Source organism: Streptomyces sp. NPDC051315, from assembly GCF_044455165.1.
In the GTDB taxonomy this organism is placed as follows: domain Bacteria; phylum Actinomycetota; class Actinomycetes; order Streptomycetales; family Streptomycetaceae; genus Streptomyces.
Genome location: NZ_JBITEN010000002.1, coordinates 188,618 through 214,324, shown reverse-complemented (window position 1 = coordinate 214,324; position 25,707 = coordinate 188,618). Strand labels below are relative to the sequence as shown.

The following is a 25,707-nucleotide window of genomic DNA, read 5'->3' as shown; positions in this document are numbered from 1 at the left end:
GCCCTTCCCCGCGACCCTCTTTGGCCACCGTGGGGCGGCGTCCCGTCCGTGTCCAGGACGGGCACGCGTCGCGGGGAGAATCCATACCTTGCGGCGCGGGAGGTGTACGAGGGGCCGGTCCGTCTGGCAGTACAGCAGGGAGCCGGAAGCCCGGGGTTCGCCCCTCTCCGGCGCCCAGACCGTCCACCTCCCCCAGGAGTCGTCCATGCCCCGCTCGGAAGCCCGCGTCCTCACCGACCGCCCCCACCGCTACGCCAAGCAGCTCGCCGCCCACCTCGGCCGCCGCGCCGATTCGACCTGGGACGAGGAGAAGGGAGAGGGCCACATCACCTTCCCGCAGGGCACCGGCACCCTCACCGCGACCGAGGGCGCCCTGCTGCTCACCCTGGAGACCGAGGCCGAACACCTCGACCGGCTCGAGGACGTGATGGGCCGTCACCTGGTCCGCTTCGGCACCCGCGACGAACTGGTCGTCGAGTGGCGGCGGGACACCGGGGAGGCCGGGAGCGTCCAGCGCGGCGGCTCCGACTGACCGCGCCGCCGGGCCGCCGTCCGACGTCCAGCACGTGTGAAGGAACGCGACCTGGACTTCCGGGGGACCCCGTCCCCCCTGACGCCGCGGCCCGGACGGGGGCTCACGGGGGCTGACACCTCACGGCTTCACCGCGGCGATGACGTGCAGGCCGCGCGGTCCGGCCGCGCTGTGGCGGACCCGCAGCCCCGGGCCGAGGCAGCACCCGGTGAGGCAGGGCCGGACTGAGGCGGAGCTTGGGACAGCCGCTGACCTGGAACGTCCAGGTGTCGCCGGCGCGCGTGTGGATCAGGTCGTGGACCATGACGGTGTCGTCGTCCACGGCTTCCGGGGCGCGGGTCATGATCCGGTCGTCGGTGGCCCGTACCGGAAGGAAGCGGTCGGTTCCCGTGCGGGGGCGGGTCAGGTCGCGGAAGGTCGGGACCAGGTGGCCTCCGGGGGCGAGGCACCGGGCCGCGTCGCCCGGTAACGCGGCCACGTCCGCCTTGCTCGGCAGATGGGTCAGTGTGTCGCCCATGCACAGCACCGCGGTCACGCTGGACGGGTGGGTGTGTTCCGCCAGCGCCGTGCGGATGTCGGCGTGCACCGGACGGATGACGGAGGCGTGCCCGGTGCGTTCCGCGAGGTCGCCGAGTTCGTCGAGGAGCGGTTCGGCTGGTGTCGACGGCGAGGATGGGGGAGAGGCCGAGGGCGGCCAGGGCGAGACTCTGCGGCCCGGATCCGCGGCCGAGGCCGGCCGCGAGGGCGCCGGCGGCGCCGGGTCGGACGCCCAGTTCCCTCAGCAGGCTGCCTGGTCGTCGGCGACGGCGGTGATGTCGCCGTCGAGCATCCAGGTGTAGTGCTGGGCGAGGAGCCGCTCGTAGCCGCCGCTGGGCAGACCGGCCGCACGGGCCTCGTCGGCGAGATCACCGGCTTCCGCACGTCGGTGATCTTCCAGCAGGTCAGCAACACGGCCCCGGCGCGCCTGCCCGCTCGCGGCCGGCGGCCCGCTTCGGGGGGCGCCGAGAGCTAGATCCGCCCCGCCCGCCGCTGTCGCCGCAGCAGCAGGGCCAGGTACAGGCCGCCGACCACCGCGGTCACCACTCCCACCGGCAACTGGGCGGACTCGTGGACGCGTTGGGAGGCGTAGTCGGCGGTCACCACGAGGAGGGCGCCGGCGCAGGTGGCCGCCGCCAGGTTGGGGCCGGGGACACGGGTGAGTCTGCGGGCCAGCTGGGGTGCGATGAGGGCCACGAACGGGATCGGGCCGGCCGCCGCCGTGGCGACCGCGCAGGCCGCCGTGGCCAGGACGAGCATCACCAGCCGGGTGCGCTGCACCGGCACCCCGAGCCCGCCCGCCACGTCGTCGCCCATCTCCAGGACCTTCAGCCGGCCCGCGGCCACCGCGACCAGCGGCAGCACCACCAGCAGCCCGTAGGCCGCCGGGCGGACGTCCTGCCAACCCCGGCCGTTGAGGCTGCCGTTGAGCCACACCATGGCCTGCGAGGCCTGGGTGAAACGGGCCTTGGCCAGCAGGTAGGCGTTCACGCCCTGGAGCAGCGCGCTGATTCCGATGCCGACCAGAACCAGCCGGTAGCCGTGGATGCCCCGCCGCCAGGCGAGCACGTACACCAGCAGAGCCGTGACCAGGCCGCCGACCACCGCGCCCCCGGCGATCTGCCCGCCGGTGCCGCCGACGACCAGGACGACGAGGAGGCCGCCGGTGGCCGAGCCGTAGGTGAAGCCGACGATGTCCGGGCTGCCCAGCGGGTTGCGGGACAGGCTCTGGAAGAGCGCGCCGCTCAGCCCGAGGGCGGCCCCCACCAGGATGCCGGTGAGCAGCCGCGGCAACCGCAGTTCGTTGACCACGAAGTCGGTGCGCCGGCTGCCGTTGCCGAGCAGGGTGCGCACCACGTCCGCCGGGGAGACCGTGTACTCGCCGGTGCCCAGGGCGAGGACGCCGATCCCGGCGGTCAGGGCGAGCACCAGCCCGCAGACCGTGACCGCCCGGACCTCGACACGCAGCGAGAGGCGGTGGGAAGGGCTGCGGACCACACGGGAGCGGCGCACGGGCGTGCTCTTCGGGGGAGGGACGGTCGCCGTCACACCGTCACCACCCTGCGGTAGCGCACGAGCGCGATGAAGACGGGCGCGCCGACCACCGCCGTGACCACGCCCGCGTCCAGCTCGTCGGGGCGTACGGCGACCCGGCCGAGGACGTCGGCGAGGAGCAGCAGCGTCGGCGCCAGCAGCATGGACAGCGGCAGCGTCCAGCGCTGGTCGGCCCCGGCGATCATGCGGGCCATGTGCGGGACGGCGAGGCCGACGAAGACGAGCGGTCCGACGGCGGCGGTGGCCGCGCCGCACAGCAGCGTCACCGCCAGCAGACCCAGGAAGCGGGTGCGGTGCAGATGGGCGCCCAGGGCCCGGGCCGAATCGTCGCCGAGTGCCATCGCGTTGAGGGGCCGTACGAGGGACAGGGCCACGAGCAGGCCGACCGCGACGAACGGCGTGAGGGTGGCGAGGGTGTCGGCGTCGGCCCGGGCGAGCGAGCCCACGCTCCAGAACCGCAGCTGGTCCAGCGCCTGGGCGTCGAGCAGCATCAGCGTCTGACTGACGCCGGTGAACACGGCCGCCACCACGGCCCCGCCCAGGGCGAGCCGCTCCGGAGTGGCGCCGCCGCGGCCGCCGGAGGCCAGCGAGTACGCCAGCAGCCCCGCCACCACCGCCCCGGCCATCGCGAACCACACCGACGCCCACATGCTGGTCAGGCCCAGCGCGGTGAGGGCGAACACCACCCCGGTGGCGGCGCCGGCGTTGATGCCGAGCAGTCCGGGATCGGCCAGCGGGTTGCGGGTCAGCGCCTGGATGAGCGCGCCCGCGACGCCCAGCGCGGCTCCGGCGGCGATGCCGGCGAGGGTGCGGGGCACCCGGACGTCCCAGACCACGGACGCGGCGATGGAACCGTCGTCGTGCAGCAGGGCGTCCAGCACGGTGGAGGCGGACAGCGAGCGCGAGCCGATCGCCAGGCTGAGCAGGACCGCCACCAGCAGCAGGACCAGGGCGCCGGACACGGCGAGGGTGCGGGTGGCGGTGCGGCGGCGCACGGGCGGACGCTCGGGGCGTCGTACGGTGGCGGTGGCGCCGCCGGGGTCAGTCGTCGCCACCGGCGCCCTCCGCCCGGAGCCGCTCGGTGATCCGGCGTCCGAGCGCCTTCTTGTCGGTCTTCCCGACCGAGGTGCGGGGCAAGGCGTCCACCACCTCCACCCGGTCCGGCAGTTTGTAGGCGGCGACCCCGCGCTCGGTGAGGAACACGGCCAGTTCCCGCTGGGTGGGGGCGTCGGCCCGGCCGCGCGGGACGAGGTAGGCGCAGGTGCGCTCGCCCAGCGTCGCGTCGGGCATGCCGACCACGGCCGCGTCGTGCACGGCGGGGTGGGCCAGCAGGTGGTTCTCCAGCTCCTCCGCCGAGATCTTGTCGCCGCCGCGGTTGATCTGGTCCTTCTCGCGTCCCTCGACGACGAGGTGGCCCGAGGGCAGGACTCGTACCAGGTCGCCGGTGCGGTAGAAGCCGTCCGGGGTGAAGGAGCGGGCGTTGTGCTCGGCGGCCCGGTAGTAGCCGCGCAGGGTGTAGGGGCCGCGGGTGAGCAGCTCGCCGGTGGCGCCGGGCGGCACGTCGTGACCGTCGGCGTCGACGACCCTGATCTCGTCGGCGGGGGAGAGGGGCCGGCCCTGGGTGTGCAGGACCAGCTCCTCGGGGTCGTCCAGGCGGGTGTAGTTGAGCAGGCCCTCGGCCATGCCGAACACCTGCTGGAGCGCGCAGCCGAGGGCGGGCCGCACCCGGGCGGCGGGCTCGGCGCCCAGCTTGGAGCCGCCGACCTGGAGCAGCCGCAGCGAGGACAGGTCGGCCTCCTCCCACTCCACCGCGTCCAGCCACAGCAGGGCGATCGGCGGGACGACGGCCGTGGCGGTGACCCGCTCCCGTTCGATCAGCGTGAAGGCGTCCTCCGGGCTGGGCGTGGGGGAGAGGACGACCGTGCCGCCGGCCATCAGGGTGCCGAGCAGCCCGGGGCAGGCGAGTGCGAAGTTGTGCGCGGTGGGCAGGACCACCAGGTAGACGGTGGACTCGTCGAAGCCGCACACCTCGGCGCTGGCACGCACGTTGTAGGCGTAGTCGTCGTGGGTGCGCGGGATCAGCTTGGGCTTGCCGGTGGTTCCTCCGGACAGCAGCAGCACCGCGACGTCGGAGGGATCAGGCTCGGGCAGCGGCACGGGGTCGGCGTCGACCTCCGCCAGCGCGGTGAACTCGGCCGCGTCGCCGGCCACCAGGACGTGCCGCACGGACGGCACCGCCTTGCGCAGGGTGCGCGCCAGCGTGCGGTGGTCGAAGTGGTCGTGCACGTCGGGGATGGCGTAGGCGGTCGCGCCGGCCGTCTCGGCGACGTGGACGATCTCGCTCTCGCGGTGGGCGGGCAGGGTGAGCACGGGGATCGCGCCCGCCCGCAGCAGCCCGAAGAACAGCACCACGAAGGCGTCGGTGTTGGGGAGCTGGACGACCACGCGGTCGCCCGCGCCGATGCCGGTCCGGCGCAGCCCGGCGGCTGTGCGGTCGGCGCGCAGGTCCAGTTCCGCGTACGTCCACCGGTTGCCGTCGGCGTCGACGAGCGCGGTGCGCCCCGGCGCGCGCTCGGCCCGCTCCCGCAGCAGCCGGTCCAGTGGCCGGCCCCGCCAGTACTCGTCGGCCCGGTACCGTTCCGCCAGCGTCTCGGGCCAGGGCACCCACCCGTCGAGCATGCTCAACTCCCGCCTGCCGTTTAGGAAAGGCTTGCCTAATGATCCGTCAGGGGTCAAGTCCGCGGGCGTGAACGGAAGGGCGGGGACGCATGTACGACCGGCTCGGTCTGCGGATCCGGTCACGCGATCTGGACGTGCCGTGATGCGGGGGCTAGGGTCTTGTGCCGATTAGGTTAGGTTAACCTAAGTCCAGGGAGGTGGGTCCTTGCTGCGTTATCGGAGCGCGGAGACGGAACTGCCGGGAGATCCCGTCCAGTTGGCCGCCGCGCTGGCCGAGTCGGGTCTCTTCGACCAACACGTGGTCTATGAACGGGAAGACGACTTCTGGTTCGCCGGAGGGGCGCTCGGCGAGGTCGTGGTCACTCGCTCCGGGATCCGCCGCCGCTGGCTCGCCGACGAGACGACGACCCCATTGGGGTCGCACCCACTGCGCCAGGTCCACGAACAGCTCGCCGGCATGGCGGTCGAGGACTGGCGCGCCTACGGCTGGATGGCCTTCGAGTTCTCCCACCTCCACGTCGACCGGCCCGACCGCGCCGGAGACGAGGACCTGCTCCATCTCGTCGTACCCCACAGTGAGGTGAGGCTCCGTCAGGGGCGGGCCGTGGTGCGCAGCGCCGACCAGGAGACCCTGGAGGCACTGGTCGCGTTACTCGGGAAGCCGGTGACCCGAACCGTCGCCCCGCCCCGGCCGATCGACGTGACCGACACCGACGGACGCTACCCGGAGCTGGTCGCCCGCGCGATCGAGGAGATCCGCGCCACCGACCTGCAGAAGGTGATCATCTCCCGGACCGTTCCGGTGCCCTTCCGCGTCGACTTCGTCGGTACCTATCTGCACGGCCGGTCCCACAACACCCCGGCCCGCTCCTTCCTGGTCGACCTCGGCGGACGCCGGGTCGTCGGGTTCAGCCCCGAGACCGTCGCCGAGGTCGGTGCCGACGGCGAGGTCGTCACCCAGCCGCTGGCCGGCACCCGGGCCCGGGGGTTCGGCGACCGGGAGGACGAGCGGCTGCGCGCCGAACTCCTCGCCGATCCCAAGGAGATCTCCGAGCACGTGCTCTCCGTGAAGCTCGCGGAGGAGGAACTCGCCACCGTCTGCAGCCCCGGCACGGTCTCGGTGCGCGACCTGCTGAGCATCCGTCAGCGGGGCAGCGTGCAGCACCTCGGCTCCAGTGTGCACGGCCGGCTCGCCGGCACGGCCACCGCCTGGGACGCGCTGCGGGCGGTCTTCCCCGCCGTCACCGCCTCCGGCATCCCCAAGGCCCCGGCCTTCGACTGCATCACCCGGCTGGAGGGCGGACGGCGCGGCATCTACAGCGGGGCCGTCCTGATGGCCGGCAGCGACGGGGAACTCGACGCGGCGCTGGTGCTGCGCAGCCTCTTCGAGGAGGACGGACGCACCTGGCTCAGGGCGGGCGCCGGCATCCTCGCCGGGTCGACGCCGGCCCGTGAACTGGAGGAGACCTGCGAGAAGTTGCGCAGTGTCGCGCCCTACGTCGTGCCCGCCCTCGCACCCGTACGGGACGACGCGCCCGGCGTCGTCCGCCCACGGGGTTAGGGGCCGGCGTGCGCCTCGGAGAAATCGTCGTCGACGTCACGCCCCTGCGGTCGAGCAGGGACTTCCGGCTGGTGTTCGCCACCCAGGCGATCTCCATGCTGGGCACCCACCTGACCTCGGTCGCGGCGAGCCTGCAGATCTACCACCTGACCGGCTCCTCGGTGCAGGTCGGGCTGATGAACCTGGTGCTGGGGCTGTCCCTGCTGGTCGGCCTGGTCGCCGGCGGAGTGCTCGCCGACCGGGTCGACCGGCGTCGTGCGGTGCTGGTGACCCGGGCGGTGACCGCGCTGGTGATCGCGGGGCTCGCCGTGAACGCGGCCCTGCCCGACCCGCGGGTGTGGTTCGTGTACGTCGCGGCCGTCCTCGCCGGGGGGATCAGCGGACTGGGCGGGCCGGCCATGATGGCGGCCACCCCGACCCTGGTCGCCCCCGGCCAGCTCGCGGCGGCCGGGGCGCTCACCACCCTCACCGCCCAACTCGGCGGCATGGTCGGCCCGTCGCTCGCCGGTGTCATCGCCGCGGGCCCGGGCGTCGCGCTGTGCTTCGCGATCGACGCGGCCGTGTACGTCGTCGGCCTGGCCCTCCTCGCCCCGCTGCCCGCGCTGCCGCCCGACGGCCCCGTCGAGGCGCAGCACCCCCTGAAGGCCATGGGGGAGGGCCTGCGCTTCCTGCGCGGCAACCAGGTCGTGGCGGGGCTGCTCCTCATCGACCTGTGCGCGGTGGTCTTCGCCATGCCCTACGCGCTCTTCCCCGAGCTGGGCACCGAGCACTTCGGCGGGGGCCCGTCCACCGTCGGCCTGCTCTACACCGCCCCCGCGGTCGGCTCCTTCTTCGGCGCGCTGACCAGCGGCTGGACCGGGCGGGTGCACCACACCGGGCGCGCCCTGATCGGGGCGGTCGCGGTGTGGGGCGCGGCGATCGCCTGCTTCGGACTGAGCCCGAACCTGTGGCTCGCGCTCGTCTTCCTCGCCCTGGCGGGTCTGGGCGACACCGCCTCGGAGATCCTGCGCCGTGCCCTGCTCCAGCACTACACGCCGGACCGTCTCCAGGGCCGGGTCGGCAGCCTGTGGCTGGCGCAGGCCACGGCGGGCCCCTCCGTGGGCAACGTGGAGGCGGGCCTGGTGGCCCGCGCACTCGGCTCGTCGTCGGGGGCGGTGGCCCTGGGCGGCCTCGTCTGCCTGGCGGGCGTGGCGGCCCTGGCGACGGCGATGCCGGGGCTGCGCAGGGCGACTTTGCGGGGGCCGGCGGGCGGAGGTCCGGGGGACGGTGGCCCGGCGGACGGTGGCCCGGCAGGCGGTCGTTCGGTGGAGGGCGGTTCGGCGGACGGTGGCCCGGTGGAGGGTGGTTCGGCGGGAGGTGGTCCGGCGGTTGCCGGTCCGCCCCTCGACGGGGAGTCCACCGAAGGCTCCGTCTCCCGCGGGGAGTTCACCGAAGGTTTTGTCCCCCGCGGGAAGCCCGCCGAGGGCTCCTCTCCCGGGAGGAGGCTCGCGGTGGACGGGTCCGGGACGCCGGGTGACCGGGCCCGGGGACCGGCCGTGGGCGGGACCGGGGCGCCGGGGGACCGCGGGCGGACGGACTCCGCCGGGAGCCGGCGGCCGGGGTCCGGGGGTGCCGGGCGAGCGGCCGCCGCCGGAAGCGAGCGGTCCGCGTCAGCGGATCCCGTCGACTGACACCGGACGGAGAGGGCCACCGGAGACAGCCATGCCGAGCGCGCAGATCAACGGAGTCACCCTCCATTACCAGGTCGCGGGCCGGGGTGACCCCGTCGTCCTGGTCATGGGCCGGGGTGCCGGCGGACGGGCCTGGCACCTGCACCAGGTGCCCGCGCTGACGGCCGCCGGATACCGGGTCGTCACCTTCGACAACCGCGGCATCCCGCCGAGCGGCGAGTGCCCCGGCGGCTTCACGATCGACGACATGGTGGCCGACACCGCCGGACTCGTCGAACACCTCGGTCTCGGCCCCTGCCGGATCGTCGGCACCTCGCTGGGGGCGTACGTCGTCCAGGAACTGATGCTCGCGCGCCCCGAGTTGGTGCGCCAGGGCGTGCTGATGGCCACCCGCGGCCGTACGGACACCCTGCGTGCCGCCGCAGCGGACGCCGAACGCGCGCTCCACGACAGCGGGGTGACGCTCCCGCCGGCCTACGCGGCCTGGGTGCGCGCCCTGCGCAACCTCTCCCCGGCCACCCTGGAGGACGAACAAAGCGTCCAGGACTGGCTGGAGCTGTTCGCGTTCTCACCCGAGGCGGGCGGCCCGGGCGCCCGCGCCCAGTCGGACATCACCGTCCCCGACGGGCGGCTCGCGGCCTACCGCGCGATCGACGTGCCCTGTCTGGTGGTCGGTTTCGCCGACGACCTCGTGCTGCCCCCGCGCCTGGGGCGCGAGGTCGCCGCCGCCATCCCGTCGGCGGTCTACCGGGAGATCAAGGACTGCGGCCACTACGGCTACCTGGAACGTCCCGACGAGGTGAACAGGGCGCTGCTGGAGTTCTTCCGGGGTCCGGGTCCTTCCGCAGATCCGGAAGTTGAATTAGGTTAGGCTCACCTAAGTATCTATTCAGGGGGTAGTGGTGCAGCGCACCGTGCTCAATGGAAAGATCCATCGCGCCACCGTGACCCAGGCCGACCTGCACTACGTCGGCTCGCTCACCATCGACCAGGACCTCATGGAAGCCGCCGACATCGTCGAGGGCGAACAGGTCCAGGTCGTCGACATCGACAACGGCGCCCGCCTGACCACATACGCCATCACCGGCGAACGGGGCAGCGGGGTCATCGGGATCAACGGCGCCGCCGCCCACCTCGTGCACCCCGGTCACCTGGTGATCATCATGTCCTTCGCCCTGCTCGACGAGGACGAACGGGCCGCGCACCGGCCCCGGGTCGTGCACGTCGACAAGGTCAACCGGGTCGTCGCGCTCGGCGCCGACCCGGCCGAGCCGGTGCCCGGAGCGCCGGACCAGTTCTCCGGATCCTTCACCCCGTCGCGCCAGGAGAGGAACTGAGCCATGGCCAACCCGTTCGACGACGACAACGGCGTCTTCCGAGTGCTGGTCAACGACGAGGGCCAGTACTCCCTGTGGCCGGAGTTCGCGCCCGTCCCCGCCGGCTGGAACAGCGTGCACGGCCCCGACACGCGGGCCGCCTGTCTGGAGCACATCGAGCGGAACTGGACGGACATGCGCCCGCGCAGCCTGGCCGAGGCCATGCGCGGGGCCGGGGACTGATGGCGCCCCGCCCGGTCGTGGAGGACGTCCTCCCCCTGTCACCGATGCAGGAGGGCATGGTCTTCCACGCGCTGTACGACGCCCACGCCCCCGACGTCTACACCGGCCGAACGGCACTCCACCTCGAAGGGCCCCTGGACGAGGGGCGGATGCGTGCCGCGGCCGGCGCGCTCCTCGCCCGGCACGCCAACCTGCGGGCCGCCTTCCGCACCCAGCGCTCCGGGCGCCCCGTCCAGGTCATCCCCAGCGTCGTGCCCACACCGTGGCAGGTCACCGACCTGTCCACCGTGCCCCCGGCCGGACGCACGGAGGCCTTCGAGCGGTTACTGGCCCGGGACCGCGACGAACGGTTCGACCTGGCCCGTCCACCGCTCCTCCGGTTCCACCTGGTGCGGTACGCCGACCACGACCACCGGCTGCTGATCTCCTCCCACCATCTGCTCTGGGACGGCTGGTCCGCCCCCGTGCTCGTGCGGGAGCTGTTCCAGCTGTACGCCTCGGACGGCGACCCCGCCGCCCTGCCCCGCGTCCGCCCCTACCGCGACTACCTGGCCTGGCTGGCCCGGCAGGACCGGGAGGCCGCCCACCGGGCGTGGCGGGCCGCCCTGTCCGGACTCGACCAGCCCTCACTCCTCGCGCCCGGTGCCCTCGACCGCCCCGCCGAACAGCCCGAACGGCTCGTCCTCGACCTCTCGGAGCAGGACACCGCCGCGCTCACCGCCGCCGCCCGCGCCCACGGCGTGACCGTCAGCACCGTTCTGCAGGGTCTGTGGGCGGTGCTGCTCGGCCGGCTGACCGGACGCGACGACGTGGTCCTCGGCGCCACCGTCTCCGGCCGCGACGCCGACGTCCCCGGCATCGACACGATGGTCGGCCTGTTCATCAACACACTGCCCGTCCGCGTACGGCTGCGACCGGCGGAACCCCTCGCCGAGCTGCTCGCCCGCGTGCAGGCCGAGCAGTCCGCGCTCCTGGACCACCAGTACCTCGGCCTCGCCGACATCCAGCGCGCCGCCGGACACCCCGCGCTCTTCGACACCCTGCTGGTCTTCGAGAGCTACCCGGTCGACGACGCCGGCATCGCCCGCGCCCTCGGCCCCGACGGCCCGCGGATGACCGGGGTCTCCGTCCACGACGCCACCCACTACCCGCTGACGCTGACCGCCCTCCCCGGAGCCCGGCTGACCCTGACCCTCGCCCACCGGCCGACCGTCCTCGACCGTACGGCGGTGGAAGGGATCGCGGCCCGGCTCCGGCGGCTGATCGGCGCGTTCGCCGAGGACGCCACCCGCCCCGTGGCCGCCCTGGACGTCCTGTCCGAGGACGAGCACCGCGCCCTGCGCGAGCGAGCCGCCCGCACCGCGCGTCCGCTCCCGCACCCCACGGTCCGCGCCCTCCTCGACGACCAGGCCGCCCGCACCCCGCACGCCCCCGCCCTCCGGCACGGCGGCACGACCCTGACCTACGCGGAACTCCACGCCCGGGCGGACCGGCTGGCCGCCGCCCTGACCGCACGCGGAGCCGGACCCGACTCCGTGGTCGGCGTGGCCCTGCCCCGCGGCACCGACCTGGTGACGGCACTGCTCGCGGTCCTCAAGGCGGGCGCGGCCGTCCTCCCGGTCGACCCCGCCTACCCGCGCGAGCGCATCGCGCTGATGCTGGGCGACGCGAACCCCCGGCACGTGGTCTGCGCGCCCATGACGGCCGAACAGCTCGCTGTCGCACCCGAGTCGGTCGTCCCGCCCGACGCGACCGGCACCCCGGGCGGCACCCCCGCCCCCCTGTCGCCCGACCACCCCGCCTACGTCATCTTCACGTCGGGCTCCACCGGCCGCCCCAAGGGCGTCGTGGGCACCCAGCGCGCCCTCGCCAACCGCCTCGCCTGGGCACGGGACCTGAGCGCGGACGACCCACCGGGCGTCCGCCTCGCCAAGAGCCCGCTCAGCTTCATCGACGGCCTCACCGAACTCCTCGGCGCCCTCGCCACGGGGGACGCCCTCGCGCTCGCCGACGACCATGAGACCGGCGACCCGACCGCGCTGGCCGCCCTGGCCGACCGCACCCGCGCCACCACGCTGACCGCCGTCCCCAGCCTGTACACCGCCCTCGTCGAAGCCGCCCCGCCGGGCGCCTTCGCCACCGTCCGCACCTGGATATCCAGCGGCGAGCCCCTGTCCGGCAGCCTGGCCGAGGCGATCACCCGACGCTGGCCGCACACCCGTCTGATCAACCTCTACGGCTGCTCCGAGGCGGCCGGCGACAGCCTGGCGCACGTCCACGACGGCGGCGAGGGCCCCGTCCCGCTGGGCCGGCCCGTCGCCAACACCCGCGCCCACGTCCTCGACAGCTGCCTGCGCCCGGCCCCCGCGGGAGCCGTCGGGGAGCTGTACCTCGCCGGGGACGGCCTGGCCCGGGGCTACCTCGACCAGCCCGCCCGCACCGCCGAACGGTTCGTCGCCGACCCCTACGGCCCGCCCGGCAGCCGCCTCTACCGCACCGGCGACCTGGCCCGGCTGCGGCCCGACGGCACCGTCGAGTTCCTCGGCCGTGCCGACGACCAGGTCAAGATCAGGGGCTTCCGCGTCGAACCCGGCGAGATCGAGGCGGCCGCACGCGCGCTCCCCGGGGTGGCCACGGCGGCCGTGGCCGCCCGCCGGGACGGCTCGGCACCGCAACGGCTCGTCGCCTACGTCGTACCCGAGAGCGGGTCCGCCCCGGACCCGCTGCTGCTGCGCCGTACCCTCGCCGACCGCCTCCCGGCCCACCTGGTCCCGTCCGCCGTCGTGGTCCTCGACGCGCTGCCGCTGACCCCCAGCGGCAAGGTGGACCGCCGCGCGCTCCCGGCGCCCGACCACACCGGCGCGTCCACCCGCACGCCGCCGCGCACCGAGCCCGAGAAGGTGCTCTGCGCCCTGTTCGCCGAGGTGCTCGGCCTCGAACGGGTCGGCGCGGACGACGACTTCTTCGAACTCGGCGGCGACAGCATCGTCACCGTCCGGCTCGCCGACCGCGCCCGCAGGGCGGGGCTCGCGCTGGCCCCCCGGGACGTCTTCACCCACCGCACGCCGGCCGGCCTCGCCGCCGCCCTGGCCGACGACGCCCCGGCATCCGAGGACTTCACGGCGACCGGCGCACCGCTGGTGTCGCTCAGCCCGTCGCAACTCGACAACGTCAAGGCGAGGTGGAGGACCCGATGAGCAAGGAAACCGGGGACGACGGTTCCCTGGTCGAGGACGTCCTGCCGCTGTCCCCGCTGCAGCAGGGCCTGCTGTTCCACGCCCTGTTCGACGAGGGTGCCCAGGACGTCTACACCATGCAGACCCTGGTCGGGATCGAGGGCCCGCTGCGGCCCGACCTGCTGCGCACCGCCGCCGAGGAACTCTTCGCCCGCCACGCCAATCTGCGCAGCGCCTTCCTCCACGAGGACCTGGACGAGCCCGTGCAGGTGGTCCTCAAACAGGTCACCGTGCCGTGGCGGGAGGCGGAGGCCGCCGACGACACCGAGGCGGCCCGGCTGGCCGCCGCCGACGCCACGGCCCGCTTCGACCTGACCGACCCGCCCCTCCTGCGCCTCACCCTCATCACCCACGGCGACCGCCGCCTGCTCGTCCTCACCAACCACCACCTCCTGCTCGACGGCTGGTCCGTCCCGCTGCTGGTACGGGAGCTCCTCCAGCTCTACGCCGCCCGGCTCGCCCCCGGCCGCACGGCCCCGCCGCCCGCCGTCCGCCCCTACCGCGACTTCCTGGCCTGGCTGGCCTCCCGGGACCGGGAGGCGGGTGCCCGCGCCTGGCGGGAGGCGCTGGCCGGGGCCACCCCCACCCTGCTGTCGCCCGTCCCCGCCGGCGTGGTCCCGGTGCCGCCCGAACTGCACACCCTGCGGCTGACCGAGGAACTGACCGCCGAGGTCGGGCAACTGGCCCGCACCCGAGGGGTCACCGTCAACACGGTCGTCCAGGGACTGTGGGCGCTCCTGCTGGCCCGGCTGACCGGCCGGGACGACATCGTCTTCGGCGCCACCGTGGCCGGCCGCCCCGCCGAACTCACCGGCGTCGAGAACATGATCGGCCTGTTCATCAACACCGTGCCGGTCCGGGCGACCACCCCGCCGGGCGAACCGGCCGGCGCCTTCCTGCGCAGGCTGCAGGACGAACAGGCGCGACTGATGGACCATCAGCACCTCGGTCTCACCGAGATCCAGCGCCTCGCCGGAACGGGCGACCTCTTCGACACCCTGGTCGTCTTCGAGAACTACCCGATCGACGGCAAGGCGGTGGCGGAGGCCGAGGCCGTCTCCGGCCTGCGGATCACCGACGTACAGGGCTCTGGCGCCACCCACTACCCCCTCACCCTCGCCGTCCTCGCCGAACAACGCCTCGGCGTGGTCTTCGAGTTCCGCCCCGACTGCCACGACCGTACGGCCGTGGAGGAACTGGCCGCCCGCTTCGAACGCCTCCTGCGGGCGTTCGTGGCCCACCCCGACGCCCCGCTGGCCGCCCTCGACGTCCTCGCCCCCGAGGAGCGGACGGCACTGCTCGCCACAGGGGTGGGGGAGCGGCTGCCGGTGCCGTACGCCACCCTGCCCGACGTCATACAGGACCGCGCGGCGCGCACCCCGGACGCGATCGCCGTCGTCGGCGGCGAACAACGCCTCACCTTCGCCGAGTTGAACTCCGCGGCCAACCGGCTGGCCCGACTGCTGGTGCGGTCGGGGGCGGGGCCGGAGCGGTTCGTCGCGCTGGCGCTGCCGGCGGCACCGGACACGCTCGTCGCACTGCTCGCGGTGCAGAAGGCGGGCGCGGCCTATCTGCCGCTGGACCCGGCGTGGCCCGGGGAGCGCATCTCCGGGATGCTCGCGGACGCCCGGCCGGTGGCGCTGCTGACGGTCGCACAGGCCGCGCCCGCCCCGGACGCCCTGGGCGGCGTACCCGCCGTACTCCTCGACGACCCCGCCCCGCTGCGGGGGATCACCGACGACTCCGACCTCACCGACGCCGACCGCCTGGCGCCCCTGCTGCCCGAGCACCCGGCGTACGTCATCTACACCTCGGGCTCCACCGGCCGCCCCAAGGCCGTCGTCGTACCGCAACGGGCCGTCGTCAACCTCTTCGCGGCCCACAACGCGGCCCTGCACACCCCGGCGTCGACGGCGGCCGGCGGCCGGCCGCTGCGCATCGGACACGCCTGGCCCACCGCCTTCGACGCGTCCTGGCAGCCCATGCTGTGGATGTTCGCCGGGCACGAACTGCACCTCGTCCCCGACGACGTGCGCCGTGACCCCGACGCGCTGCGCGCCTTCCTCGACCGGCACCGGATCGAGTTCATCGAGCTGTCGCCGTCCCTGGTGGGGGAGCTGGTCACCCGGGACGGCTGGCGGGCCGGCCTCAAGGTGCTGGGCGTCGGCGGTGAGGCCGTCCCGCCGGATCTGTGGCGCACCCTGCGCGAGACGGACGGCCTCACCGTCCACAACCTCTACGGGCCCACCGAGTGCACCGTCGACTCGGCCGACTGCGACCTCGCGCTCAGTGAACGGCCCGCGATCGGCCGACCGGTCGCCGGCGGGCGCCTGCTCGTCCTGGACGGGCACCTGAACCCCGCACCCGTCGGTGTCGAGGGCGAGCTGTACATCGCCGGCGCCGGTCTCGCCCGCGGCTACCTCGGGCAGCCGGGAGCCACCGCGAGCCGCTTCGTCGCCGACCCGTTCTCCGGGGAGCCCGGCGCCCGGATGTACCGCACCGGCGACATCGCCCGCTGGACCGAGGACGGTCTGGTGGAGTGCCTCGGCCGGATCGACGACCAGGTCAAGATCAGGGGCTACCGCGTCGAACCGGGCGAGATCGAGGCCGTACTCCTCGACCACGCACACGTGGACCGCGCCGCCGTCGTTGTCCGCGAGGACGCCCCGGGAGTGCGCCGGCTGGTCGCCTACGTGGTGCCGGCCGCCTCCGCGCCACCGGCCGAGGAGATGACGCGGTCGCTGCGCCGGACCGCCTCCGCCGTCCTGCCCGACTACATGGTGCCGTCCGCGTTCGTGACGGTCGACGGGTTCCCGCTCACCCTCAACGGCAAGCTGGACACCGCCGCCCTCCCGGCCCCGGCCCGGTCCTCCCGCCCCGCCGACCGGCCGCCCGCCGACGCCACCGAACGCCGGCTCGCCACCCTGTTCGCCGAGGTGCTCGGGCTCGACGAGGTCGGCGTGCACGACAACTTCTTCACGCTCGGCGGGGACAGCATCGTGTCCATGCGGCTGGTCGGGCAGGCCCGGGCCGCAGGACTCACGATCTCCCCGCGCGACGTCTTCGAACAGCCGACGGTCGCCGGACTCGCCCGACGCGCCGGCACCGCCCGGCCGCGGGAGACGGACCCGGCGGCGGGCACCGGCGACATCCCGCTGACGCCCGTCCTGAGCCGGCTCGTCGAGCGGGGTGTCCCCTTCCGCGCCCTCAGCCAGGCCCGGTTCCTCAGGACACCGGCCGCGCTGGACCTCGCCGGACTCCACCGCACCGTCCAGGCCGTCCTGGACCGGCACGACCTCCTGCGCGCCGGCCTCGCGCAGGACGGACCGGACGGGCGGTGGCGGCTGCGCGCCGCTCCCGCCGGCACGGCCCGCGCCACCGACTGCGTACGGCGCGTCGACGCCTCCCGGCTCGACCACGCCACCGTCGCCACCCTCGTGCCGGACTCCTTCGACGAACTCGTCGCCGAACTCGACCCGGCCTCCGGCGCGGTGGCCCGCTTCCTGTGGTTCGACACGGGACCGGGGCATGAGGGACGGCTGCTGGTCGTCCTCCACCACCTGGTGACCGACGCGGCCTCCTGGGGCGTACTGGCGGCCGACCTCGCCGCAGCCTGGGAGGGCAGGCCGCTCTCCCCGCCCGGGACCTCCGTCAAGGAGTGGGCCCACGCCCTGCACGCGGAGGCCGTCTCGGCTCGCCGCACCGCCGAACTCCCGCTGTGGGAAAGCGTCCTGGGCGATCCGGAGACTCCCCTGGGCGCCGCCCCGTTCGACCCCCGCCGGGACACCACGGACACCGTGCGCCGGCACTGGACGGTCCTCGGGCCCGACCTCACCGCCCGGCTCACCGAGGGCTCCGTCCAGGACCTGCTGCTGACCGCCCTCGCGCGCGCCGTCCCCGCCTGGCGGCGCGAGCTCGGCCGCGCAACACCCGGCACCTCGGTACTCCTCGGCCTGGAGAGCCACGGCCGCGAGGAGCACCTGCTCCCCGGCGCCGACCTGTCCGCCACCCTCGGCTGGTTCACCACCCACGTCCCGGTCCGGCTCGACGCCGGACCGCCTCCCGGGACCGACCAGGTGGGCCGGATCCGCGACCAACTGGCCGCCCTGCCCGACCACGGCATCGGCCACGGCCTGCTGCGCCACCTCAACCCCGACACCGCCGCCCGCCTCGCCGCGCTCCCCGAACCCCAGATCGGGTTCCACTACCTCGGCCGGATGGCGCTGGGCGACCGCCGGGAAGGGCCGGCCGCCGCCGTGTTCACCGGCGCCCCCGAGACCGGCGTCATGGGCAGCGCCGCCGACCCCGGCACCCCCGCCTCCCACCCCCTCGTCGTCGACACGGGGATCGACGACGGGGCCGACCCCGCCGGACCGGTGCTGAGGGTCTGCTGGCAGTGGCCCGAACGGCTCTTCACCGAGCCGGAGATCACCCGGCTGGCCGACCTGTGGACCACCTCCCTGGACCTGCTGCTGAAGGGCGGTACACCGTGACGCGGACGAGCCCGGCGAACGACCTCGCGGCCCGCAGGCGCGAACTGCTCCGCCGCAGGCTGGAGACGGCCGGACTGGCCGACACCCCGGCCCGCTCCGAGACCGTCCCGCCCCGCCCCCCGGACCAGCGCCCGCTGCCGCTGTCGTACGCCCAGTCGCGGATGTGGCTGCTCCAGCGGCTCGACCCGGACAGCCCCGCCTACAACGTCTGTCTCGCCGTCCGGCTGCGCGGCCCGCTGGACGCGGCCGCCCTGCACACGGCGCTCCAGGGGCTGCTCGACCGCCACGAGGTGCTGCGCACCCGCTACCCGGCGACGCCCGACGGCACCCCGGAGCAGGTCGTCGACGCGCCGGCCGAGGTCGTCTTCGCCACCGCCGACCTGAGCGGCCTGTCACCCGGGGAACAGGACCGGCGCGCCGACGAGTCGGCCCGCGCCGCCTCCGCGACCCCCTTCGACCTCGCCACCGAGCACCCGCTGCGCGCCCTGCTGCTCCACCGCGCCCCCACCGACCACACCCTCGTCCTGACGGTGCACCACATCGCCTGGGACGGCGGCACGTTCAACGCCCTCTCCCGGGACCTGACCGCCCTGTACCGGGCGGCCGTCGACGGGCGGCCGTCCGGACTCGCGGCGCTGCCCGTCCAGTACGCCGACTACGCCGTCTGGCAACGCACCGCGTGGACCGACGAGCGGCTCGCCGGACACCTCGCCCACTGGCGGTCCGCCCTCACCCCGCCCCCGCCGCCCCTCGCCCTCCCGGTCGACGCCCCACGCGCCGACCGGCCCACCGCGGACGGCGGCCGCCGCTTCCGCACCTTCGCCCCCGAGACCACCGACCGGCTCACCGCGTACGCGCGGGCCGCGGGCGCGACCCCCTTCATGGTCCTGTTCGCGGGTCTCGCCGCCCTGCTGCACCGCTGCACCGGCGCCACCGACGTCCCCATCGGATCCGCCGTGATGAACCGCGACCTCCCCGGGCTCGACCAGCTCGTCGGCAACTTCGGCAACACCCTCGCCCTGCGCGCCGACCTGGACGGCGACCCGGGCTTCGCCGAACTCCTCGAGCGGGTCCGCCAGGTGTGCACCGAGGGCTACGCCCACCAGGACATGCCCTTCGACCGCCTCGTCGAGCAGCTCCGCCCCGAGCGCCACCCCGGCCGCTCCGTCTACTTCGACGTCATGCTGCTCTTCCTCGCCCAAGGGCTCCAGGGCCCCGAACTGCCCGGCATCACCGCCACCTGGGAGACCGTCCACAACGACACCACCCAGTTCGACCTCTCCCTGGAGGCCTTCCTCACCGGCGGACGGCTGAGGATCGAGGCCACCCACCGCGCCGGACTGTTCACCGGCGACACCGTCGACCGGCTCCTCGGCCACCTGGAGACCCTGCTCTGCGCCGCACTCGCCGACCCCCGACGCCCGGTCTCCGAGCTGCCGTTGATGACGCGGGACGAGGAACGCCGGGTCGTGGAGGAGGGGAACCCCACCGCTCACCGCGTCCCCGAGGTCACCCTCGTCGACCTGCTCACCCCCCGCACCCCGGACGCCTGCGCGCTCCTCGCCGACGACGCCCCGGACGGACTCACCCACGCCGGACTGCACGCCCGCGCCAACCGGCTCGCCCGCGTCCTGATCGCCCACGGCGTCGGCCCCGAACGCCTCGTCGGCGTCGCGCTCGACCGCGGCACCGACCTGGTCGTCGCCCTCCTCGCCGTCCTCAAGGCGGGCGGCGCGTACGTGCCACTGGACCCCGGCTACCCCGCCGAACGCCTGGCGTTCGTCATCGAGGACACCGCTCCGCTGCTGATCCTCACCTCGGAGGCGGTGGCGGGCACGCTCCCCGCCCGGGGAATCCCGCTGCTCCTGCCCGACGACCCGAGGATCGCGGAGGCCGACGACCGCGAGCTCACCGACGCCGACCGGTCGCTGCCGCTACGGCCCGGGCACCCGGCGTACGTCATCCACACCTCCGGCTCCACGGGCCGCCCCAAGGGCGCCGTCGTCCCGCACGCAGCGATCGTCAACCGGCTGCTGTGGATGCAGGACACCTACCGGCTCACACCCGGCGATCGGGTCCTGCAGAAGACCCCGGCGAGCTTCGACGTCTCCGTCTGGGAGTTCTTCTGGCCGCTCATCAGCGGGGCGACCCTGGTCCTGGCGCGTCCCGGCGGCCACCGCGACCCGCGCCACCTCGCCGAGCTGATCCGCGAACGACGCGTCACCACCGCCCATTTCGTCCCCTCCATGCTGCGGGTCTTCCTCGACGACCCCGCCGCGACCGAGGCCCGTGGCGTCCTGCGCCGGATCGTGTGCAGCGGCGAGGCCCTGCCGACCGAACTGGCAGACCGGTGTGCCGAGTTGCTGGAGGGCACGGAGCTCCACAACCTCTACGGCCCCACCGAGGCCGCCGTCGACGTCACCTCCTGGCCGTGCGCCGAGGGCACCCGCTCCGCCGCCGGCTCCGTGCCGATCGGCCGGCCGGTGTGGAACACCCGCACCCTCGTCCTGGACGCCCGGCTGCGCCCGGTGCCCCCGGGCGTACCCGGCGAGCTGTACCTGGGCGGCGTCCAACTGGCCCGCGGCTACCTCGGCCGCCCCGCCCTGACCGCCGACCGCTTCGTCGCCGACCCCTTCGGACCGCCCGGCGCCCGTCTGTACCGCACCGGCGACCTCGTCCGCCGGAACGCCAACGGCGTCCTGGAGTTCCTCGGCCGCTCCGACGACCAGGTGAAGATCCGCGGCTTCCGCGTCGAACCGGCCGAGACGGAAGCGGCCCTCGCGGCCCTGCCCGGGGTGTCCCAGGCGGCGGTGACCGTACGTCAGGACGCGCACGGTGAGCCGCGGCTGATCGGGTACGCCGTCCCCCGGCCCGGCGTCGGCCTGCGCCCGCTGAGCCTGCGCGAGGCCCTCACCGCGACCCTCCCGGACCACCTCGTGCCCGCCGCCGTGGCCGTCCTGGACGCCCTCCCGCTCACCCCCAACGGCAAACTCGACCGCCGGGCCCTGCCCGCTCCCGACCTCGCCGCCCTGACCACCGCCACCGCACCGCGCACCGAGACGGAGGCGGCCCTGTGCGCGCTCTTCGCCGACCTGCTCGGCCTGCCCGCGGTCGGCGTCCACGACGCGTTCTTCACCCTGGGCGGCCACTCCGTCCTGGCCACCCGGCTCGTCGCGCGCGTCCGGGCCGAGCTCGGCGTCGAGATCCCGCTGCGGGCCGTGTTCGACACCCCCACCGTGGCGGGGCTCGCGCCCCTGCTGAACCACCCGGGAACCCACCGCCGCGCCCTGCGCCCCGCCCCCCACCGCCCCGACCCGCTCCCCCTCTCCTCCGCCCAGGCCAGGCTCTGGTTCCTGCACCGCCTTGAGGGCCCCGACCCCAGTTACAACATCCCCACCGCCCACCACCTCGCCGGCCCGCTCGACCCGGCCGCCCTGCGCGCCGCGCTCGACGACGTGGTGACCCGCCACGAGACCCTGCGCACCGTGTACCCGGACCACGACGGCACCCCCCGCCAGCACGTACTCGCCCCGGACGAGGCGTCCGTCCCCTTCGCCGTCGTACCGGCCCGCCCGGACGACGTCGACGCCCTGCTGCGGGAGGCCGCCGCCCACCCCTTCGCCCTGGACACCGAACTCCCCCTGCGGGCCACGCTGTTCACCCTCGGCCCCGACGAGCACGTCCTCCTGCTGCTCCTCCACCACATCGCCACCGACGGCTGGTCGGAAGCCCCGCTGCTGGCGGACCTGGAGACCGCGTACGCCGCCCGCTCCCGGGGCGCCGCCCCCACCTGGGCCCCGCTCCCCGCGCAGTACGCCGACTACACGCTCTGGCAGCGGGAGCGGACCGACGACGGTGACCTGGACCACTGGACGCGACAGTTGGCCGGCCTCCCCGAGGAACTCCAGCTCCCCGTCGACCGGCAGCGCCCCGCCGTCCACGGCCACCGGGCCGGCGCCGTCGACTTCACCGTCGACGCGGACACCCACCGGGCCCTGCGGGAACTGGCCGCGGACACCGGCGGCACCGTCTTCATGGCGCTCCAGGCCGCCGTCGCCGTCCTCCTCGCCCGGCTCGGCGCCGGCGAGGACATCCCGCTGGGCACACCCGTCGCCGGCCGGGGCGACCCCGCCCTCGACGACCTCGTGGGCCTCTTCGTCAACACCCTCGTCCTGCGGACCGACGTCTCCGGCGACCCCACCTTCCGTACGCTGCTCGCCCGGGTCCGTGAGACCGATCTCGACGCCTACGCCCACCAGGACCTGCCGTTCGAACAGCTGGTGGACGCGCTCGCCCCCGCCCGCTCGATGGGCCGCCACCCCCTCTTCCAGGTGATGCTCGCCCACCAGCAGGCCCCGGAGCGGACCCGGGACTTCGCGGGGCTGACCCTCACCGGACGCCGCGTCGACTTCTACACCGCGAAGACCGACCTGGCCTTCCACCTGTTCGAGAAGGCGGACGCCGGCGGCGTCGACGGATCCCTCGTCTTCAGCACCGACCTGTACGACCGGGAGAGCGCCGAGGAGATCGCGGAGCGCCTGGTCCGGCTCACCGCCGACCTGGCCCGCCACCCCGACCGTCCCATCGGCGCCGCCGACGTCCTCACCCCGCACGAGCGCACGCTGCTGCTGGACGAGTGGAACGACACCGCCCACCCCATGCCCGTCACCACCCTCACCGCCCTCGTCGAGGAGCAGACCGCCCGCACCCCGCACCTCGTCGCCGTCGAGTACGGCACCCCGGGCGGCCCGTCCCTCACCTACGCCGAACTCGACGCCCGCGCCAACGCCCTCGCCCACCGGCTGCGGGAACGCGGTGTCGGCCCCGAACGGTGCGTGGGCATCCACCTCGAACGATCGGTGGAGATGGTGGTGGCACTGCTCGCCGTACTGAAGGCGGGCGGGGCCTTCGTGCCGCTGGAGCCGTCCTGGCCGGCCCGCCGCATCGCCGAGGTGTGCGCCGGCGCGGCCCTCACGGCGGTGCTGGTGCGCCCCGGGGACGCCCTGGAGGGCGTCCCGCGCGTCGAGGTCGACCTGAGCGGTCCCGTCCCGGACGCCGAGCGTCCCGAGGTCACCGTCGACCCCGAGGGCCTCGCCTACGTCATCTACACCTCCGGCTCCACCGGCGTCCCCAAGGGCGCCATGATCCGGCACCGCGCCATCGCGCACCGGCTGCTGTGGCAGCGCGGCCTGCTCGGTTTCGGACCCGACGACGCCGCCCTCTTCAAGGCCCCGCTCGGCTTCGACATCTCCATCAACGAGATCTTCCTGCCGCTGGTGCACGGCGGCCGCGTGGTGATCGCCGAACCCGGCGGCGAGCGCGACGTCGACTACCTCCTCGACACCGTCGAACGCCACCGCGTCACCTTCACCTACCTCGTCTCCTCCATGCTCGACCTCCTCCTCGAACTCGACGGCTTCGCCCACCGGGCGGCCTCGCTCAAGCACGTCTGGTGCGGCGGCGAGGTCCTCACCCCGGAACTCTTCGCCCGCTTCCGCGCCGCGAGCGACGCCGTCATGTACCACGGGTACGGCCCGGCCGAGGCCACCATCGGCGTCAGCCACGTCGTCTACCGCACCGGCGCCGTCCGCAGCGCCGTCTCCATCGGCCGCGCCAACACCAACACCCGCCTGTACGTCCTCGACGACCGGCTGCGGCCCGTCCCCGTGGGCGTCCCCGGCGAGCTGTACGCCGGCGGGATCTACCTCGGCCGCGGCTACGTCAACGACCCGCGCCGCACCGCCGACCACTGGGTGGCCGACCCCTTCGGCCCGCCCGGCGAGCGCCTCTACCGCACCGGTGACCTGGTCCGCCGGCGCCGTGACGGCACCCTGGAGTTCCTCGGCCGCGCCGACAACCAGGTGAAGATCCGCGGCATGCGCGTGGAACTGGAGGAGATCGAGGCGATCCTCGAACAGCACCCGGGCGTACGGCGCGGGGTGGCCGTGATCCGCGAGGACTCCCCGGGCGTGAAACGCCTCGCCGGGTACTGCCTGGCCTCACCGGACGGCGTGGCCGACCTGTCGGACTGGCTGCGGGAACGGCTGCCCGAGCACATGGTCCCGGCCACGCTCACCGTCCTCGACGCCTTCCCGCTGCTGCCCTCCGGCAAGGTCGACCGCGCGAGCCTGCCCGCCCCCACGACCGCCGCCACCGCCGCGACCCGCGCTCCCGCCGACGAGCGCGAACGGCTGCTGTGCGCCCTGTTCGCCGACGTCCTGGGCCTGCCCGAGGCCGGCGTCGACGACAACTTCTTCACCCTCGGCGGCGACAGCATCGTCTCCATCCGCCTCGTCACGCTGGCCCGCCGGGTCGGTCTGGCCCTGAGCCCCCGTCAGGTCTTCCAGTCACCCACCCCGGCCGGTCTCGCCGCGGCCGCCGCGGCACCGGGACCGGCGGCCGCCGCCCCGGCCGACGACCCGCTGGGCGAACTGGAGCCGATCCCGGTCATGCACGGTTCCCACGACGGCCTCGCCCAGGCCGTCCTGCTGGTGACCCCCGCCGGGCTCACCCACGAGCGGCTCACCGCCGTCCTCCAGGCCGTGCTGGACCGGCACGACATGCTGCGCGCCCGGCTCACCGGGGAGTCCACCGGGCGTCCGCGGCTCGTCGTACCGGCCGAAGGGGCCGTATCCGCGGCGGAGTTGCTCAGCACGGCCGACCACCCGCAAGGGCGGCTCGCGGACGCGGCCGCCGCGCTCGACCCGCGGGCGGGCCGCATGCTGCGGGCCGTGTGGTCGCCCACGGCCCGCCGGCTCCTCCTCGTCGCCCACCACCTGGTCGTCGACGGCGTGTCCTGGCGCATCCTCTGCGCCGACCTCGCCGAGGCCTGGCAGGCCGTCGCCGCGGACCGGGCACCGCGCCTGCGACGGACGGGCACCTCCTTCCGTCGCTGGAGCCGGCTCCTCGCCCAGGAGGCCCGTACGCCCGACCGGGTCGCTGAACTGGCCTGGTGGACCGGGGCGCTCGCCGACACGCGCCCCCTGCTGAACCGGCCCTTCGACGCCACGGCGACGCCCCGGGAGAGGACCAGGGTCCTCCCCGAGGAGCTCACCGCACCCCTCCTGACGGCCGTGCCCGCCGCCTACCACGCGACCGTCCCCGACGTGCTGCTGACCGCCCTCGCCCTGGCGGCCGCCGCCTGGCGGGAGGAGCGCGGTGACCTCACCGGCCGCTCGCTGCTCGTCGGACTGGAGGGACACGGCCGCGCCGAACACCTCGCCGAGGGGGTGGACCTGTCCGCCACCGTCGGCTGGTTCACCACCGTCCATCCCGTCGGTATCGACCCCGGCCCCCTGGACCTCGACGACGCCCTCACCGGCGGCCCCTCCGCCGCAACGGCCCTCAAACGCGTCAAGGAACAACTGCGGGCGGTCCCCGACCACGGCCTGGGCCACGGCCTGCTGCGCCACCTCAACCCCGACACCGCCCCCGAACTGGAGAAACTCCCGCAGCCCCAGATCGGCTTCAACTACCTCGGCCGGTTCACCGCGTCGGCCACCGGCGAGGAACCCTGGGAACTCGCCCCCGAGGCGCCCATGCTGCGCGTACCGCCGGACCCCGGGCGCGCCGCGCCCTTCGGGCTGGAGATCAACGCGGTGGCGGTCGAGGACGCGGACGGCACCCGCCTGCACGTCTCGGCGGTTTGGCCGGAGGGGTTCCTCACGTCCGCCGAGGCGGAGGGAGTGATGGACCTGTGGGAGCGGGCCCTGCGCGGCCTGGTCCGGCACGTCGGGACCCTGCCGGGAACGGCGGGCGGCCTGACCCCCTCGGACCTCCCCCTGGTGGCCCTGACCCAGGAGGACATCGAGGACTTCGAGAACGACTTCGGCGACGACCTCGACTTCGACCTCGACGACGACGTCGACGAGCTCTGAGCGATGAAG

The 25,707-nt window shown here is 74.7% G+C and carries 14 protein-coding genes; 10 read left to right on the top strand and 4 right to left on the bottom strand.

Annotated features, from left to right (window positions below; translation table 11 throughout):
- Positions 1-205: 205 nt before the first annotated feature.
- Positions 206-532, top strand: coding sequence for a DUF2218 domain-containing protein (locus tag ACIBBD_RS04180; protein ID WP_399417733.1), 327 nt, complete (start codon positions 206-208; stop codon positions 530-532).
- A 103-nt stretch (positions 533-635) separates the two neighbouring features.
- Here the strand turns inward: ACIBBD_RS04180 and ACIBBD_RS04175 are convergent, their stop codons facing one another.
- A complete protein-coding gene (locus ACIBBD_RS04175; RefSeq protein WP_399417732.1) occupies positions 636-1,118 on the bottom strand; it encodes a hypothetical protein in 483 nt (160 codons plus the stop codon).
- Positions 1,119-1,370: 252 nt separating this feature from the next.
- Here ACIBBD_RS04175 and ACIBBD_RS04170 point away from each other — a divergent pair, with 252 nt between their 5' ends.
- Positions 1,371-1,544 carry a hypothetical protein gene (locus ACIBBD_RS04170; protein ID WP_399417731.1) on the top strand — a complete coding sequence of 58 codons (174 nt, stop codon included), beginning with the start codon at positions 1,371-1,373 and terminating at the stop codon, positions 1,542-1,544.
- Here ACIBBD_RS04170 and ACIBBD_RS04165 read toward each other — a convergent pair.
- The 3 genes from ACIBBD_RS04165 to ACIBBD_RS04155 are packed head-to-tail and all read right to left on the bottom strand — an operon-like array spanning position 1,541 to position 5,302.
- Entirely contained in the window at positions 1,541-2,581 is a 1,041-nt protein-coding gene (locus ACIBBD_RS04165; protein ID WP_399417730.1) for a FecCD family ABC transporter permease, read from the bottom strand. The two genes, ACIBBD_RS04170 and ACIBBD_RS04165, sit on opposite strands and share 4 nt — an antisense overlap.
- 32 nt (positions 2,582-2,613) lie before the next feature.
- On the bottom strand, positions 2,614-3,678 hold the full coding sequence (locus ACIBBD_RS04160; protein WP_399417729.1) for a FecCD family ABC transporter permease: 1,065 nt from the start codon (positions 3,676-3,678) through the stop codon (positions 2,614-2,616).
- A complete protein-coding gene (locus tag ACIBBD_RS04155; protein WP_399417728.1) occupies positions 3,665-5,302 on the bottom strand; it encodes a (2,3-dihydroxybenzoyl)adenylate synthase in 1,638 nt (545 codons plus the stop codon). The genes ACIBBD_RS04160 and ACIBBD_RS04155 overlap by 14 nt, the downstream gene beginning before the upstream one ends.
- A 205-nt stretch (positions 5,303-5,507) precedes the next feature.
- On the opposite strand from ACIBBD_RS04155, the gene ACIBBD_RS04150 reads away from it, so the two are divergent.
- Genes ACIBBD_RS04150 through ACIBBD_RS04115 form a run of 8 tightly spaced genes read left to right on the top strand, consistent with a single transcriptional unit; the run spans position 5,508 to position 25,698 of the window.
- Positions 5,508-6,863, top strand: coding sequence for a salicylate synthase (locus tag ACIBBD_RS04150; protein ID WP_399417727.1), 1,356 nt, complete (start codon positions 5,508-5,510; stop codon positions 6,861-6,863).
- A gap of 8 nt (positions 6,864-6,871) precedes the next feature.
- A complete protein-coding gene (gene entS, locus ACIBBD_RS04145; protein ID WP_399417726.1) occupies positions 6,872-8,533 on the top strand; it encodes an enterobactin transporter EntS in 1,662 nt (553 codons plus the stop codon).
- A gap of 31 nt (positions 8,534-8,564) precedes the next feature.
- The gene (locus ACIBBD_RS04140; protein ID WP_399417725.1) at positions 8,565-9,404 is read left to right on the top strand and encodes an alpha/beta fold hydrolase; all 840 of its coding nucleotides are present in this window, start codon (positions 8,565-8,567) and stop codon (positions 9,402-9,404) included.
- Positions 9,405-9,435: 31 nt separating this feature from the next.
- On the top strand, positions 9,436-9,870 hold the full coding sequence (panD, locus tag ACIBBD_RS04135) for an aspartate 1-decarboxylase (protein ID WP_399418125.1): 435 nt from the start codon (positions 9,436-9,438) through the stop codon (positions 9,868-9,870).
- Positions 9,871-9,873: 3 nt separating this feature from the next.
- Positions 9,874-10,092: an MbtH family protein gene (locus tag ACIBBD_RS04130; protein WP_399417724.1), complete on the top strand. Its 219-nt coding sequence runs from the start codon at positions 9,874-9,876 to the stop codon at positions 10,090-10,092.
- The gene (locus ACIBBD_RS04125; protein ID WP_399417723.1) at positions 10,092-13,289 is read left to right on the top strand and encodes an amino acid adenylation domain-containing protein; all 3,198 of its coding nucleotides are present in this window, start codon (positions 10,092-10,094) and stop codon (positions 13,287-13,289) included. Before ACIBBD_RS04130 ends, ACIBBD_RS04125 begins: the two co-directional genes overlap by 1 nt.
- Positions 13,286-17,821 carry an amino acid adenylation domain-containing protein gene (locus tag ACIBBD_RS04120; protein WP_399417722.1) on the top strand — a complete coding sequence of 1,512 codons (4,536 nt, stop codon included), beginning with the start codon at positions 13,286-13,288 and terminating at the stop codon, positions 17,819-17,821. The genes ACIBBD_RS04125 and ACIBBD_RS04120 overlap by 4 nt, the downstream gene beginning before the upstream one ends.
- Positions 17,818-25,698 (top strand): amino acid adenylation domain-containing protein, encoded by a 7,881-nt coding sequence (locus ACIBBD_RS04115; protein WP_399417721.1) that lies wholly within the window; start codon positions 17,818-17,820, stop codon positions 25,696-25,698. Before ACIBBD_RS04120 ends, ACIBBD_RS04115 begins: the two co-directional genes overlap by 4 nt.
- Positions 25,699-25,707 lie beyond the last annotated feature (9 nt).

Coding starts and splice junctions, on each gene's coding strand:
- ACIBBD_RS04120 (WP_399417722.1), top strand. CDS start 13,286: ATGAGCAAGGAAACCGGGGACGACGGTTCCCTGGTCGAGGACGTCCTG.
- ACIBBD_RS04125 (WP_399417723.1), top strand. CDS start 10,092: ATGGCGCCCCGCCCGGTCGTGGAGGACGTCCTCCCCCTGTCACCGATG.
- ACIBBD_RS04130 (WP_399417724.1), top strand. CDS start 9,874: ATGGCCAACCCGTTCGACGACGACAACGGCGTCTTCCGAGTGCTGGTC.
- ACIBBD_RS04180 (WP_399417733.1), top strand. CDS start 206: ATGCCCCGCTCGGAAGCCCGCGTCCTCACCGACCGCCCCCACCGCTAC.
- ACIBBD_RS04155 (WP_399417728.1), bottom strand. CDS start 5,302: ATGCTCGACGGGTGGGTGCCCTGGCCCGAGACGCTGGCGGAACGGTAC.
- ACIBBD_RS04140 (WP_399417725.1), top strand. CDS start 8,565: ATGCCGAGCGCGCAGATCAACGGAGTCACCCTCCATTACCAGGTCGCG.